The organism is Flavobacterium fryxellicola, from assembly GCF_900143245.1.
Taxonomy (GTDB): domain Bacteria; phylum Bacteroidota; class Bacteroidia; order Flavobacteriales; family Flavobacteriaceae; genus Flavobacterium; species Flavobacterium fryxellicola.
The window spans coordinates 351,647-368,044 of record NZ_FRDK01000003.1; the positions used below are offsets into that span (position 1 = coordinate 351,647).

At 31.4% G+C, this 16,398-nt stretch carries 16 protein-coding genes; all 16 read left to right on the forward strand.

The window, feature by feature from the left end; all coding sequences use genetic code 11:
- The 16 genes from BUA03_RS07715 (at position 1) to wecB (ending at position 16,200) form a co-directional block, all read left to right on the forward strand.
- Positions 1–1,440 carry a RagB/SusD family nutrient uptake outer membrane protein gene (locus BUA03_RS07715; RefSeq protein ID WP_066079690.1) on the forward strand — a complete coding sequence of 480 codons (1,440 nt, stop codon included), beginning with the start codon at positions 1–3 and terminating at the stop codon, positions 1,438–1,440.
- A 646-nt stretch (positions 1,441–2,086) separates the two neighbouring features.
- Positions 2,087–2,956: an ABC transporter permease gene (locus tag BUA03_RS07720; protein WP_066079684.1), complete on the forward strand. Its 870-nt coding sequence runs from the start codon at positions 2,087–2,089 to the stop codon at positions 2,954–2,956.
- Positions 2,957–3,175: 219 nt separating this feature from the next.
- Entirely contained in the window at positions 3,176–4,429 is a 1,254-nt protein-coding gene (locus BUA03_RS07725) for an ABC transporter ATP-binding protein (RefSeq protein ID WP_066079682.1), read from the forward strand.
- 2 nt (positions 4,430–4,431) lie between these two features.
- Positions 4,432–5,025 (forward strand): acyltransferase, encoded by a 594-nt coding sequence (locus BUA03_RS07730; RefSeq protein WP_066079677.1) that lies wholly within the window; start codon positions 4,432–4,434, stop codon positions 5,023–5,025.
- A gap of 88 nt (positions 5,026–5,113) precedes the next feature.
- On the forward strand, positions 5,114–6,262 hold the full coding sequence (locus tag BUA03_RS07735) for a glycosyltransferase family 4 protein (RefSeq protein WP_175542100.1): 1,149 nt from the start codon (positions 5,114–5,116) through the stop codon (positions 6,260–6,262).
- A gap of 125 nt (positions 6,263–6,387) precedes the next feature.
- Positions 6,388–7,281: an NAD-dependent epimerase/dehydratase family protein gene (locus tag BUA03_RS07740; protein WP_066079671.1), complete on the forward strand. Its 894-nt coding sequence runs from the start codon at positions 6,388–6,390 to the stop codon at positions 7,279–7,281.
- A complete protein-coding gene (locus BUA03_RS07745) occupies positions 7,260–8,405 on the forward strand; it encodes a glycosyltransferase family 4 protein (protein ID WP_066079668.1) in 1,146 nt (381 codons plus the stop codon). The genes BUA03_RS07740 and BUA03_RS07745 overlap by 22 nt, the downstream gene beginning before the upstream one ends.
- A 14-nt stretch (positions 8,406–8,419) precedes the next feature.
- A complete protein-coding gene (locus BUA03_RS07750; RefSeq protein ID WP_066079666.1) occupies positions 8,420–9,202 on the forward strand; it encodes a glycosyltransferase family 2 protein in 783 nt (260 codons plus the stop codon).
- Positions 9,203–10,042: a glycosyltransferase family 2 protein gene (locus BUA03_RS07755; protein ID WP_066079663.1), complete on the forward strand. Its 840-nt coding sequence runs from the start codon at positions 9,203–9,205 to the stop codon at positions 10,040–10,042. It abuts the gene before it with no gap.
- Between the two features lie 2 nt (positions 10,043–10,044).
- Positions 10,045–10,938, forward strand: a complete 894-nt coding sequence (locus BUA03_RS07760) for a glycosyltransferase family 2 protein (protein WP_066079661.1) — start codon at positions 10,045–10,047, stop codon at positions 10,936–10,938.
- A gap of 121 nt (positions 10,939–11,059) precedes the next feature.
- The gene (locus tag BUA03_RS07765) at positions 11,060–11,467 is read left to right on the forward strand and encodes a class I SAM-dependent methyltransferase (RefSeq protein WP_066079659.1); all 408 of its coding nucleotides are present in this window, start codon (positions 11,060–11,062) and stop codon (positions 11,465–11,467) included.
- Complete coding sequence (locus tag BUA03_RS07770; protein WP_066079656.1) at positions 11,454–11,759, forward strand: hypothetical protein; 306 nt, start codon at positions 11,454–11,456, stop codon at positions 11,757–11,759. The genes BUA03_RS07765 and BUA03_RS07770 overlap by 14 nt, the downstream gene beginning before the upstream one ends.
- Positions 11,760–11,762: 3 nt before the next feature.
- On the forward strand, positions 11,763–12,911 hold the full coding sequence (locus tag BUA03_RS07775; RefSeq protein WP_066079653.1) for a glycosyltransferase: 1,149 nt from the start codon (positions 11,763–11,765) through the stop codon (positions 12,909–12,911).
- 64 nt (positions 12,912–12,975) lie between these two features.
- On the forward strand, positions 12,976–13,914 hold the full coding sequence (locus BUA03_RS07780) for a glycosyltransferase family 2 protein (protein ID WP_066079650.1): 939 nt from the start codon (positions 12,976–12,978) through the stop codon (positions 13,912–13,914).
- Positions 13,915–14,925: a glycosyltransferase gene (locus tag BUA03_RS07785; protein ID WP_066079647.1), complete on the forward strand. Its 1,011-nt coding sequence runs from the start codon at positions 13,915–13,917 to the stop codon at positions 14,923–14,925.
- Positions 14,926–15,093: 168 nt separating this feature from the next.
- Complete coding sequence (gene wecB, locus BUA03_RS07790; RefSeq protein WP_066080739.1) at positions 15,094–16,200, forward strand: non-hydrolyzing UDP-N-acetylglucosamine 2-epimerase; 1,107 nt, start codon at positions 15,094–15,096, stop codon at positions 16,198–16,200.
- Positions 16,201–16,398 lie beyond the last annotated feature (198 nt).

Genomic DNA, 16,398 nt, shown 5'->3' on the forward strand with positions numbered 1-16,398 from the left:
ATGAAAAATTTATATTTATTACTGATTGCAGCAGTGCTAATTGTTTCCTGTAGCGATACGGAGGCATTAAATCCAGTCAATCAAACTAGAATTAGCGATGCGAATGCATTTGCTACACCTCAAAGAATAGAACAACTAGTCTTAGGAATTTACGGCGGCGTAAAGGTTGGTAATTTCTATGGCGGTCGTTTTTTTAATTACCAAGATGTTCGTGGGCCAGAATTTATAAATGAACGCAACAACGGCGTTACTAATTTATTTACCTGGAGTTTTGGGGTGCAATCCGCTACAAATGAGGTTCAGAATTTATGGGGAGCTGCTTATATCGCAATTAATAGGTCAAATATTGTTATTAGTGGTTTAGAAACAGCTACTATATCAGCAGCTTTAAAAACGAGATATACTGCTGAGGCTCGTTTTTTAAGAGCTTTGTCGTATTATTCATTAGTAACACTATATGCAAAACCGTATACGCAAGATAATGGTGCTTCCTTGGGTCTTCCTTTACGATTAATACCGGAAACAAGCAGCGGGAATAGCAATTTAGTTCGATCTTCGGTTGCGGATGTTTACAATCAAGTGATTGACGACTTAAATTTTGCTGAGCTAAATTTGCCATTAACTAATGGATTAGCAATAAACAATACTTCAAGAGCACATAGAAACACGGCAATTGCCCTCAAAACAAGAGTTTATCTAAGCATGGGCAAATATCCTGAAGTCGTTACAGAAGGGAATAAAATTGTGTCTACCACAGCACCTTTTACAGCAACGAGTGGAGTTCCTAACGCTTTAGCGCCCGCTATTGGAACTGTTTTTGCGAGAGCCACTACAGCTGAAAATGTATTTTCATTTGCATACAGCTCAAATGATACGCCGGGTACGCAAAACAGTTTAGTGTTTTATTATAATTCTACTTCAAACGGTGGTAGTGAATATTCATTAGCCCCTACAGGTATAGTTTCAAATACAGGTTGGAAAACTACAGATGCAAGAAGGAGTTTTAATGTGGTGACTGGAGGTAAAACTTGGGTTCACAAATGGACTAGTCCACAAGCGGATCCGGATTTTGTTCCCGTTATTCGCTACTCAGAAACACTTTTAAATTTGTCAGAGGCACTCGCTAGAAGTACAAATTCTCTTGATGCACGAGCCATCCAACTGTTAAACGCAGTTCGAGGGAGATCGGATGCTACAACAGTTTTCACAAGCTCCTCTTTTACAGATGTTCAAGCATTGTTAAATCAAATTGCAATAGAAAGAAGAATTGAGTTATTAGGTGAAGGGTTTAGTTCTCCTGATATTATGAGGTTAAAGCAAAACTTTCCTGCTAAAGGACTTGCTCCAGCTGTGACTACCGCAGATACGCAGTATTTATGGCCAATACCCTTAAATGAATTATTGTATAATAAATTAGCGGTTCAAAATCCAGGACATTAAGTAATACTCATAACCCTATCGAAAACCTTCTGTGATGCGTCACAGAAGGTTTTTTTTTGTAAAAATACTACACAAGCGCATGGTAGTTTATCTTAAATCAGGTGCATCACTATCGTTTCATAAAAGACTGCTGGGTGTTTTGCCAATGCAGCAACAGCTTTGACTGCCCATGGGTTAGGGACATCCTATTCTGGAGCTTTAGGTCTACATGCAATACTGTTTGATAACTTTAAGTTTTTAGGGACAATACACAATAACAAGTAGATTCAAATCCAACATTAAAAACACAATATATCCCAGGGTATTAAAGGAAGTCTAAACTTCATAGTAGTGCTGAAAATACGGTTTATGTTAGCACGCTTTGAAAAAGGCAGCGCAACGCTTTAGTCCTAAACCGCTGTAAGATGGTATTCTTGTAGCTATTTTTTTATGCGCTAAGCAGGTTGGCCAGACACAATTTTAATTTTATCCAAGCCCTAAAGGGGAATTCCAAAAAAGAAATACGCTAACCCTTTGTTTTTAATGGGATACTGAGTCCAAATTATATATATTTGCTTCGTAAAGACTGTCTTTAGCCCATAAAACGGAAAAGATCGCGAATGAGCGGATACGCAGGCAATGAACAGCAGGATTTTAGCATCAATCAATGAACCATTCAGAACATACAAATACCACTTGGTTGTTTGAAATAACACCCAAAAATAAATTTTTCACCCTCAATCTCAAGGAAGTCTGGCAGTATAGAGATTTGTTGCTTCTTTTTGTGAAAAGAGATGTGGTGACGCTGTACAAACAAACGGTTTTAGGACCGCTGTGGTACCTGATCCAACCTTTATTTACTTCGATTACTTTTACTATTATTTTTAATAATTTAGCGGGTATTAGCACAGGAACGGTTCCTCCCTTTTTGTTCAACTTAGCGGGAATCACGGTTTGGAATTATTTTACAGCGTGCTTAACAGGAACCTCCAATACCTTTGGTGCGAATGCCGGAATTTTTGGAAAGGTGTATTTCCCTAGACTGATTGTACCTATTTCCATAGTGATCTCCAATTTGATTAAATTTGGAATCCAATTTTTTATTTTTATCGTTTTTTACCTGTATTACTATGCACAAGGTGCAGCAGTGAGCCTAAATGCTGCAGTAGTGTTTTTTCCTTTGCTAATTGTCCTAATGGGTATTTTAGGATTGGGATTGGGGATGTTCATTTCGTCTTTGGTCACTAAATACAGGGATTTTAGTTATTTAATAGCGTTTGGAGTACAGTTGCTGATGTATGTCTCGGCAGTGATGTATCCTTTGGCCTTAATCAAAGAGAAAATACCGCAGTACGCCTGGATGGTACAATACAATCCTCTGGCGTATATTATAGAAACAACCCGTTATATGTTATTGAATGTAGGGCAGATTTCTATGTTAGGATTGGCCTACACTACAGGAGTTACAATAGCTCTGCTGTTGGTGGGTATATTGATTTTTAATAAGACGGAGAAGAGTTTTATAGATACGGTATAGCTTAATAAGTTGTAGTCTTTAGTGGGCTATATTCTGTAAAATTAATACGTATGGATCCGTGTGCAGGAAAATAAAATTACATCTGTTTTCAATAATTGTTGGGACTCAGAGTGCGAAGCAGTATAAGAAATTTTGTCTTTGTAGTAAACAAGAGAGAATTTCGAACATAGTAGTAGACTTTTTGTAGTACTGATCCGTAAAAGTAGATTATCAAAAAAAATGAAAGACATAATTCTCAAAGCCGAAAACATCTCCAAGCAATACCGACTCGGTCAGGTAGGCACCGGTACGCTGAGTCATGACTTGAACCGCTGGTGGCATCAAGTGCGAGGAAAGGACAATCCTTATTTAAAAATTGGCGATGTTAATGATCGAAGTACCAAAGGTTCCAGTGATTATGTATGGGCCTTGCAGGATATTAATTTTGAAGTAGAGCGTGGTGAAGTGCTGGGGATTATAGGTAAAAATGGAGCTGGAAAATCGACGTTGCTAAAAATATTATCTAAGGTTACCGCACCAACCACGGGAAGCATAAAATCTCGAGGACGTATTGCTTCGTTACTCGAGGTAGGAACAGGTTTTAATGGCGAAATGACTGGTAGAGAAAACATCTTTCTAAACGGCGCTATTTTAGGAATGACCAAAAAAGAAATCGCCTCAAAACTTGACGAAATTATAGATTTCTCGGGTTGTGAGCGTTACATTGATACTCCGGTAAAGCGTTACAGTTCAGGGATGACGGTACGTTTAGCCTTTGCCGTGGCAGCATTTCTAGAACCGGAAATTTTAGTTGTTGATGAGGTGTTAGCAGTAGGAGATGCCGAGTTCCAGAAAAAAGCCATTGGCAAAATGCATGATATTTCAAGAGGAGAAGGTCGAACTATTTTATTTGTAAGCCATCAATTGGGTACCATAGCAAATTTATGTACTAGAGGAATGTTGTTAGACAAAGGAGAAATAGTTAATTATGGCAATCTTTCTAGTGTGCTGGAAAATTACACTACTTTAACTAATAGAAAAGAACTTTCATATTTATCAGTAGACAATACAAAAGATATTTTTATTAATAATTGTTCTTTAAGTAAAAATATAAGTATTTCAACAAATGAATTTTTGTCTAGTGATACAATAAACATAGACATAGAAATTTGCAAGAATAAACTAATTAATAATGCTTCTTTTTCTTTTACAATTCAATCAAATACTGGAGATTATTTAACCACATTTGTTAAAACTATTGATGAGTTATTAGGAGGGAAAAATATAAATAATTTTCAAGTGTCTTTTGATTGTGCGATTTTAGCAGCAAATAATTATTTTTTAAGATTGGCAATTTTTGATGTAAGTACATTCCAAGTTTACGATTTACAAGAAATGATTTGCCCTTTCAAAATTAATGATGAAGGTACTGATATGTCAAGGTTTGAAAATGTGAATTATGGGTATTACAATTTAAAATATAGAATTATTTAAAAATGAAAAATTTAATCATAAAAATATTAAAACTTATTTATCATTACTTTATTGTAAATGAAATAACGAAAGAGAAAACAATAGATGGATTAAGTATTGGAACGAATACTGATAATAATGCAATAATTACTGTAAAATATCCTGAAAAGTCTAAAATAGAAATCGGACATGACTGTTTAATTTATGGTAATATTTCAACTGAAACTGAAACAGCAAATATTATTATTGGAAACAATGTCTACATCGGGCGTTCAACAATTTTTGCTACTATTGAAATAATTATTGAAGATGATGTACTGATTTCATCAGACTGTTTGATACAGGATACCGATAATCATAATTTTAGCAGAGTTATTAGAAAAAAAGATACAAGTGATGCAAAGACAAAAAAAAATCAACAATGGGATTTAGTAAATAAGAAACCAATAAAAATTTGTGCGGGTTCATGGATTGGGGCAAAAGTAATTATCTTAAAAGGAGTTACTATTGGAGAAGGAGCAATCGTTGGTGCTGGGAGTGTTGTTACTAAGAGCGTTGCGCCTTATACAATTGTGGCCGGTAATCCTGCTAAATTTATAAAAAATGCTTTACGATAATACATAATCGTAAATTGGATAAGACTTAAAAAAAAGATATTTTCGATCGTATTTGAAAAAAAAATTTTGTTATTATTAAAAAATGCAAATGCAATCTAAACCGGAACTACTCGTATTTAGTATATATTTAATGGGCGGAGGAGCAAGTTTTCATAGAAATATGATTGGTAATCGTCCAGATGATTTTTTTGATATAACATGTATTTATCTTAATCCGTTACATTGGAATGCGAAGAGGAGTAATGATGTCATTTTGGATGATAATAATATTATTTTTAACTTTTTAGAGGAACCCATAAATGACGTTTCATCTCGACTTGAAAAATTAATATCAGAAAGAGAAGGTGTTGTTATTACTAATTTTGATACAGAATTAGCTACACTAGGGACTTATGGAAGGCAAAAAAAGACAATTTTTTTTATTTGTCAAGATGATGCTTATATCTATTTGGTTAAAAAGTACAATCACATAATAGATGTTATCATTACTCATAACATAGCTGTATTCGAAGAGATTTGTAAATTATTGCCTAACAGACAGAAAGATATACATTTTATTCCTCATGGAGTAACAGTTCAGGACTTTGACAGGAATCATAATTTTGAGAATAAATTGCGATTAGTTTTTTTGGCCCGACATGTAAAACTTAAAGGGATTTATGATTTACCTAAAATTGATGATGAACTTAGAAAGCGTAATATAGATGTCGAGTGGTTTATTTTTGGAGATGGAGAGGAAAGAGAAAATTTTATAAATGAAGTTCAATCAAAAGATAATTTTAATTTCTTTATTCCACAAACAACGGAGGATCTTATAGAAGCTTTAAAAATTGCTGATGTTTATGTTCTACCATCTTCGCTTGATGGATTACCGGTTTCATTACTTGAATCAATGAGTGTGGGATGTGTGCCTGTAGTTTATAATTTTAGTGAAGGGATAAAAAAAGTAATAACTTCAGATATTGGTTTTGTATTACCGAGAGGAGATGTGATCGCTATGGCAGATAAAATTGAGTTTTTGTCTAAAAATAGAAATGAATTAAAAAAAAGAAGTATTTCTTGCTCGGTAAAAATTAGTCAAGAATTTGATATAAAAAAGCAGTCTGGGCTCTATTTTCGTTTGTATAAAAATTATAAAAAACTAAAAAAAAGGAGATTTGCTAATTTGAAGCGTATAGTAAAAAAATATTTTAATAATAAGTATGTTAAGATAGTGTATCATTTTGTCAAAGACTAGACTTAATGAATAACAGTGTTGATTTGAAAGGTTTTATGCTTTTAAGTACACTATTAGAATGTTTTATTTCTCGTTTGTGGGGAAGTCTGACAAATAATTCTTAATCTAATTAAATATTTTTCAAAATGAAAATGCTAATCATTGGTTCCAAGGGTTTTATAGGTAGTCATTGTGTCGATTATTTTAAATCTCAAGGGCATCAAATTTGGGAAGTGGATATAAATGAATCTCAAGAGGAAAATTGTTATGTCATAGATGGTCATAATTCTGATTTTTCTTTGCCGTTTCAAGAACATCAATTTGATGTTTGCATCAATGCATCGGGATCTGCTCATGTTGGATTTTCATTTGAAAATCCTTCTAAAGATTTTGAGCTAAATGTGATTAATGTGCAAAAAATTTTAGTTGCAATTCGGGACTATAATAACAACTGCAAATTCATTAATTTTTCGAGTGCTGCAGTTTACGGTAATCCACAAACATTGCCTATTGCAGAAGATAGTGTTTGTAAACCCTTATCTCCCTATGGTTTTCATAAATTACAAAGTGAATTATTGCTTACAGAATACCACAAATTTTTTGGTTTATACACTTGTAATTTACGAGTTTTTTCGGCTTATGGGCCACGATTAAAAAAACAATTGTTCTGGGACTTGTCTCAAAAATCACTTCAAAGTAATGTGATTTCACTTTTTGGGACAGGAAATGAGACCCGGGATTTCATTTATATTAACGACTTGGTGCAAATTATTAATTTGGTCATTCAGCATTCTACTTTTCAAGGTACCATTTATAATGTTGGCAGCAATGTAGAAACGACAATTTTTGAGGCTGCACAAGTTTTTTTTAATGCTTTTTCACCTAATAAGGAAGTAGTTTTTAATGGAGAAGTTAAAGTAGGTGACCCCAACAACTGGTTAGCCGATATGGAAATCCTTAAAAAATATGGTTTTGAACCTCAGTTTAATTTACATTTGGGACTTAAAAAATATGCTGAATGGCTGAAGGAAAACGAATAGGGATTATTTACAACTACAATGAAAACTGGATAGGTGGAGCTTATTACATTCAGAATTTGATTCGTTCGATGAATTTTCTTCCTGAAAATGAACAAAATCAGTTGTATATTCTTACGGGTAATAAAGGCTCTTTTCAAGAATTAAAAAAGAGTACAAGTTATGCTCATTTAAAGTTTTTAGAGTATCCATCACGATGTAATATACTTCAAAGGATAGTAAATAAAGTTTCTTTAAAAATTGTTAAAAAAAAAATTATTGAAAGGAAGATTCGATTAGACAGTGTTTTTCCTCTTTATCATATTGCGGAAAATTTAAAACATATCAAAAATTCAGTCTTTTGGATACCGGATTTACAGGAAAAATTCTTGCCGGAATTTTTTTCTTCGGAAGAAGTGAAACAACGTTCTGAATGTTGTGAAAAAATGGTAGTTTTAAATTATCCTATTGTCTTTAGCAGTCAAGCAGCTCTAAACGATTTTAATATTTTTTACCCCAATTCAAAAAACGATAAAAAAGTATTGCAATTTGCTGTTGTTCATCCTATATTGCAGCGGAACAACATACACGAGGTTAAGGTGAAATATGGTATTCAGGGAGATTATTTTTTTTCTCCCAATCAATTTTGGCAGCATAAAAATCAAATAGCCATAATTGAATCAGCAAAAATTTTAAAGGATAAAGGAATTATCTTTAAAATTGTTTTTACTGGCAAAGAACACGATTATAGAAGCCCAAATTACACCAATAAATTGAAGCAAAAAGTTGTTGATTATCAATTAGAAAAAGAAATTATTTTTCTCGGGTTTATAGATCGAATAGACCAGCTTGTATTGATGAAAAATGCACAAGCAGTAATTCAACCCTCCTTGTTTGAAGGTTGGAGTACCGTAGTAGAAGATGCAAAAGCATTGAATCAAACGTTAATTGTTTCTAATATAGCTGTTCATCGGGAACAATTAAAAGAAAAAGCATACTATTTCTCACCAAATAATTATAATGAATTAGCAAATAACATAGTGGAAGTAATTGAGAATCCAGTGAACAAATTGAGATATGATTTAGATTACTCTGAGAATATTAAAATGTTTGCCTTAAATTTAAAACAACTTTTATATAATAATTAAGGATTCTCAACATAATGAGCACAAAAATTTCCATTATAACCATCAATCGTAACAACCTCGAGGGTCTAAAAACAACTATTGAGAGTGTAGTGAAACAAACGTGGTCAGCGTTTGAATATATTGTTATTGATGGTGGTTCTACGGATGGGAGTAAGGCTTATATTGAGGCTCAAAGTGAAAATATAGATTACTGGATAAGTGAGCCAGATAAGGGTATTTATAATGCCATGAATAAAGGTATTCTTAAAGCTTCGGGTGATTATTTGCTATTTTTGAATAGCGGAGATCATTTTGACAGCTATACTGTACTCCAAGAAAACCATAACCAAGTAACAAATTATGATTTAATTTATTTCAATCTTAAAGTTATTGGTGATAACAATGTATTTCTAAAAAAATATCCTGACCAATTATCATTTTCCTATTTTACAAATGATACTTTACCTCATCCCGCTACTTTTATTAAAGCCTCTTTATTTACCAAGATAGGAATGTATGATGAAAGTTTTAAAATTGTTTCTGATTGGAAATTTTTTATGGAAGGCGTTTGTAAATTTAATTGTTCATATGTAAGGGTTGATGAAACTTTAACTACATTTTATATGGATGGTATCAGTTCAGACCCTCATAATAAAGTTTTAATTTTTGAGGAAAGTCAGAAAATCCTAAAATCTAACTTCCCAGCTTTTATTTGTGATAATGAGAAATTATTTGAACTGAAAACGATAGTCGACAATCTTAGAAAATCAAGAAAAGTAAAAGTATTAGTAAAATTGGGAATATTAAATAAGTTTTAAATGAATGCTATAGTCTCCATAATTGTCCCATGCTACAATCAAGCCCAGTACCTAGATGAAGCATTGCAGTCTGTACTTGATCAAACCTATCAAAATTGGGAATGTATTGTTGTAAACGATGGAAGTCCAGATAATACAGAAAATATAGTTGAAAAATGGCTAAAAAGAGATACGAGGTTTCAATATTTATTTAAAGAAAATGGAGGAGTTAGCAGCGCTAGAAATTTCGGAATAAGTCATGCGGTTGGGGAGTTTATTTTACCTTTAGATGCAGATGATAAGATTGGGAGTGATTATATCACTTTAGGCATAAAGGTGTTTAAGTATGATATAGCATTAAAAGTAGTGTACTGTAGAGCCGAATATTTTGGTGAAAAAAGTGGTCCTTGGAACTTGCAGCCTTATTCACTTAAAGAATTAGCAAGGTTAAATATGATTTTTTGCTCAGCATTATACAGGAAAAAAGATTGGGAACTGGTGAGAGGTTATGATACAAATATGATTTATGGTATTGAAGACTGGGAATTTTGGATTTCAATTTTAAAAGATGGAGGAAAGGTTTTCTGTTTAGATACGGTACAATTTTATTACAGAACAAAACAGGTATCGAGACAAAGACAATTAGATGGTGAAACGGTTAAAATCATGAATGAGTACATGAGTATTAAACATGTCGATTTCTTTATAAAACAGTTGGGATCTTATATGGAACTTAATGAAGTGATAGATACTAATAAAAAGTGTTCTGAAAATTTAAAAAGCGAGAAATTTGTAATTGATGCTTTTTGTACGACCTTTTTTGGTTTTTCGGTATTTGGATTGTATAAAATAAAGAAATAATAATGCTAGCTATAGTTATCCCGTTCTATAAACTCTTTTTTTTTGAAGAAACATTACAGTCGTTAGCTAATCAAACAGATAAGCGTTTTAAAGTGTATATTGGTAACGATGCCAGTCCAGAGAACCCTAATCATTTATTGGAAAAGTATCAAGGACAATTTGAATTTATATATCATCGCTTTGAAAGTAATTTAGGAGGAACATCTTTAGTAAAGCAATGGGAGCGTTGTATTGCCAAGATCGAAAATGAAAAATGGATAATGATATTGGGGGATGATGATTATTTAGAAACAAATGTTGTAGCTAAATGGTATCAACATTATGATGCGTTTTACGATAAATCTAATGTTATTAGGTTTGCTTCAAAATCTGTGAATATGAAATTAAACGGAATTATTAGCGATTCCTTTACACATCCTTTGTGGGAAAAAGCAGCTGCTTCTTATTTTAGAAGATTTAAGGGTTTAACAAGGAGTACTTTATCTGAATATGTATTTTCTAAAGAATCTTTTTTGAATTATGGTTTTCATGATTTTCCATTGGCTTGGCATAGTGATGATGCTGCTTGGTTGGATTTTTCGGACAGCAGGCCTATTTATACTATTAATGATAGTAATGTATTTGTAAGATTTTCTATAATAAGTATTTCTGGGAATAATGAGACTCAAAATTTAAAAGACCTTGCATCTGTTTATTTTATCAAAAAAAGTATTTTAAATAAATTCGATTTGTTTAAAAAAAATCAACAAATCGAATTAGCATTATATTATGAAGTAGTAATAAAAAAGAACAGAAAATTAAAATATAATGAATGGTTAGAATTATTTTTTATTTATGCCATCAATTTAGATTTCCTTCAATTTACTAAGTGTTTTAGGAGATTTATGTTGCGTTAATTTATGTTGAGTTATACTTTGAATTAATGTAGTACCAATTCTTTATTTTTTTTTATAGCTGTTTATGAGATATTCTATCATATATTGAAACCTAAATTATGAACTTTAAAATATAATTTTAATGGTAAATCAGTTTACAGACTTGAGATTATCTACACATATTCTTGAAAGTTATGTTATTAGAAACGAAATTTTTGAAGCAATTTCTGTTGTAAAACATTCATTCAGAGGTAAAGTATTAGATTCTGGTTGTGGCATTATGCCCTATAAAAAAGTAATTCTGGAAAATAAAGAAATAACGAGTTATGTAGCATTAGATATTGAATCTGGACTCAGTTATGACGACGTTGGGCCAGATTTTTGTTGGAATGGATTAACAATGCCTTTTGAAAATGACACTTTTGAAGTTGTATTATCTACAGAGGTCCTCGAACACGTTCTCAATCCAGATATTTACTTACTTGACGTAAAAAGAGTCTTGAAGCCAGGGGGAGGCTTTTTTAAGGCCATTTTTAATGTCATTACATGAGGATCCTTATGATTATTACAGATATACTCCTTATGCTTTAGAAGAAATTTTTAAAAGAATTGGATTTATCAATATTGTAATAAAACCTATGGGAAGATACAATGCTGCAATGGCTAAAATGATGGGCTTATGGGTAAGTAAGTATTTGTGGCGTAATAAGAAAAAAATTATGAGAGTTATTGTAAAGCCAATTATTAATTATTTATATAAAAAAGATAAAGCTCCTGGAGATTTTAAAAGATCAACTATGGTAGTAGGTTTGTGTGGAACAGTTAGAAAACCAATTCTTTAATAAATGAAAATTCTCTTTGTCTCCATGCATTCCATCCATGCAATTCGTTGGATCGAGAATCTTAATGGTAGCGCCCACGAATTATATTGGTTTGATGTGACGAGTAACGGAAAATTAAATACGATCAATAAAGTACATCAAGTAACGAATTGGAAGAAGAGAAAAATTCCATATTTAAAAGGAGAATATTTCTTAAGCAAAAATTATAAATCTTTATATAATTTATTAAATCCTTTTTTTGAAGTTACAGCAAGCGAATATTTGGAGAAAATAATTCAAGATATTCAGCCTGATCTTATACATAGTTTTGAAATGCATAGCTGTAGTTATCCAATTTTAAAAACTATGATTAAATATAGTCATATAAAATGGTTGTATTCTTGCTGGGGGAATGATTTGTACTATAATCGACAAATTCCAAAGGATTTAAAAACGATTAAAAGAATATTGTCAAGAATTGATTTTTTACATACTGATTGTCAAAGGGATTTTGGCATTGCAAAATCACTGGGCTTTAAGGGGGATTTTTTGGGTGTAATTCCTACAGGCGGGGGGTATGATTTAACATATTATAAAAATTATCTATTCCCTTTTGAAGAAAGGAAAATAATTTTGATAAAAGGCTATGAACATTTATTTGGTAGAGGGCTGAACGTTGTAAAAGCATTACAAATTGTGAATGATCTTTTATTTACTTATGAAGTGGTTGTTTTTGGTGCACACCAAGAAGTTATAGATTTTATTAATTTTAATAAATTACCATTTAAGACTTTTGGAAGACATGATTTGTCTCAAAAGGAATTGATTAAATTAATGGGTAAATCCATTTTATATGTTGGGAATAGTTTATCAGATGGAATGCCAAATACACTATTGGAAGCAATAATTATGCAAGCATTTCCAATACAATCTAATCCAGGAAATGCCACTGCAGAAATTATTGAGAACAAAAAAAATGGATTGCTTATTAATGATTCTAATGATGTAAATGAAATTAAAGATAAAATTATTTTTGCTTTAACTAATTTAAAATCATTGAAGCAGGCGATGATTCTAAATAATAAAATAGCTGAACAAAGACTGAACTATAATCATAATCAATTAAGAATTGAAGAGATTTATTCAAGAATAGATGAAATTTTAAATTTTTAGGAGATTAAATTTAAATATTAACAACTTTAAACTGTATTTATTTGTACATAAGTAACTTAAATTTATGAATCCATTAATTTCCATAATAATTCCATCATACAATCGTGAAAAGCTAATAAGCGAAACTCTGGATAGTGTTTTAGAACAAACGTATACCAACTGGGAGTGTATCATTATTGATGATAGATCAACTGATAGTACTATTATGATTCTTGACGATTATTCAAATCGAGATAATAGATTTATCACAATTACTAAGCCTTTAGAATTGAAGCAAGGAGCCAGTGTTTCAAAAAATTTAGGACTTCAAATAGCAAGAGGAGAATATATTCAATTTTTAGATTCAGATGATGTTTTAGCAGAGAATAAGTTGGAAAAACAAATTGAGACCTTAAAAAATGAGAATGAAAAAACAATCTCTGTTTGTATAACTAGTACTTTTAGGCAGATAAATGATGAGATTATTTTAGAGTATGATAGAAAGGATTATCGAAATTTTAATAATTCTGAATCGTATTTTGATATAGTAGGTGAAATGGGAGGGTATTATGCGCCTGAAAGTTTTTTAATAAGTAAAGCCTTAGTTAATTTTTCGGGTTATTGGAATGAAAGTTTAACTTTGAATGATGATGGGGAATTTTTTTTCAGGATAATTTATAACTCAAATAAGATTTTTTTTAATAAAGATACTTTTGTTCGTCATAGAGATAAGACCGGCAATAATTTAAGTATGCTTAATTCATTTCAAAAAGCAACGAGCCTCTTAAATAGTTGGAAAATTATAGAAATATTATACAATGTAAAATATAATAAATTAAATTCTAACTATTTAGATAAAAAAAAATGGGCCGTTTATAATGAGTTGAAAAGAACCTATCCAATATTAATCAAACAAAATAAATTCTTTTTTTATAATCAAAAAAAGAAAGATAATCTTTTATACAAGTTCAATAAATTAAAGAGAAGAGTAAAAGCAAGATTAAAAATTATTTATAAATACTAAATGCGATTAGGTTTCAACCCACATAAAGATCAACCACAAGAGGAGGCTGAATATTTACATCAGATTATTATTCCAGTCTATATACCTAATCAACAAGGGTATTTTAAAGACAGTTTTAAAATTTTTCAACTTTGTTTGGAATCATTATTTTCAACTGTACATGATAAAACGTTTATTACGATTGTCAATAATGGAAGTGGTAGTTTTGTTAAAGATTATTTGGATGAATTATTGGTGCAAAATAGAATACATGAAGTAATTCACACCCACAATATAGGTAAGCTAAATGCAATTATAAAAGGTTTAGCGGGGAATAATATTGAGTTGGTTACTATTACTGATGCAGATGTACTATTTCTTGTCAATTGGCAAAAAGAAACAGTGAAAGTATTCGCACATTTACCACAAGCTGGAGTAGTTGGTATCGTTCCCCAATTTAAAACTTATGAAATAAATTGTGGGACTGTTATTTTTGATAATTTTTGTAATAAAAATTTAAAATTTATACCAGTAAAAAATAAAGAAGCATTAATTCGTTTTTATGATAGTATCGGTTGGGATAGAAGTTACAATCAGGACTATTTAAAATATAATTTGGGATTGGAAATTAATTCTGATTTAAAAGTTCTGGTTGGTTCGGGACATTTTGTAGCTACCTATAAAAAAGATATGTTTCAAGATATTACGACATATATAGGGTATAAATTAGGAGGGAATAGTGAAGGATATTTAGATCGAGCACCACTTATAAAGGGATATTGGCGAGTAACTACTTATGATAATTATGCTTATCATATGGGTAACACTTTCGAAAATTGGATGAAATTAGAGCAACAACAGGAACATGCTAAGCAATATCCAATTTCTAATTTCAATAAAAATTTAACGCTACGTGGTTTTAGCTATTTTGTAAAAAACAGAGCTTTTATAAAATTCATTTCTATAAAGTGGTTGGTTAAGTTATTTATACAATGGAAAAAATTGCCACGAGAAATGATTGAAAAATATTAAGATTTTTTTTAATTGTTTATTTTACCAATAAAAATTAAGTTATTTGGACTTTTGCACTTATAAAAACACATTGGTGAATTGTCTATATTTCAAAAAAGTAAATGGAAGTTTTTTTATATTATACATCCTTTAAAATTACCAGTTTATAAAATCAAAAAGTATTGGCCAATGAAAATTCTAATTGTTTTCGGAACGCGCCCTGAAGCGATAAAAATGGCGTCTCTCTATCACGAACTCCAAAAACAAGGTTTTATCGTAAAAGTGTGTGTGACCGCACAGCATCGTGAAATGCTGGATCAGGTGTTGGATTTTTTTGGAATCATACCGGATTATGATCTCGATTTGATGCAGCCTAATCAAACACTAAATGATCTAAGTGCTAGGATTTTATTTAAAATGGATCATGTGCTTTGCGAAGTAAAACCCGATTTAGTTTTGGTGCATGGTGATACCACGACTTCATCCATGGTAGCTTTGGCAGCTTTTCACAAAGGAATAAAAATTGGGCATGTTGAGGCTGGATTGAGAACATATAACAAGCACGCTCCATTTCCTGAGGAAATTAATCGACAAATTATCAGTAGGATTGCAGATATTCATTTTACTCCTACTCGACATGCAACTCAAAACTTATTGAAGGAGGGAGTTTCTGGAAATGGCATTATTGAAACAGGTAATACAGTCATAGATGCCTTGTTCTGGACTCTAAATAAAATAAAAAAGAAGAATTATAAAAATAATGAAATTGATGAATTAAAGAACTCGATTCCATTGCAAAAAAAAATAATATTGGTGACGGGACATCGCAGAGAAAACTTTGGCGAAGGCTTCCAAGACCTTTGCGAAGCTCTTTTGGCAATATCTCAAAGGAAGGATGTAGCGATAGTGTTTCCCGTCCATCTGAATCCAAATGTAAAAGGGGTTGTATTTGAATTATTGTCTAGCAAAAAAAATATTTATTTAATTAATCCTGTTTCTTATCCAGCCTTTGTTTGGTTAATGCAGCAATCTTTTTTAATCGTTTCTGATTCAGGCGGCATCCAAGAAGAAGCACCTTCGCTGGGGAAACCGGTTTTGGTCACTCGAACAGTTTCAGAAAGAGCCGAAGGAATAGCGGCTGGATTTTCAACCTTGGTGGGAACTGATAAAAATAAAATTATTACTACAATTCAAGATATTTTGGATAATTTTACAGGTTTTTCCAAACTGCAAAATCCTTATGGATGTGGTGATGCATCACAACAAATTGTAAATTATTTATTAAATTTAGACTGAAATGAAAATACTTTAGTTGATTCTGTCAATGTTGTAGTCAGTAGTGATTTAAAGATTATATTGTACTACTTTATAATTGGGGAGGAATTTGTTTCTTGAATTTATGATTTATCATATGTAAAAAAAAAATGTGCAGTTAAAATCATTATCAGTTTTGTTTGTGAATTGTATAGAAAGAAAAAAGAGAGCATTTTTTCT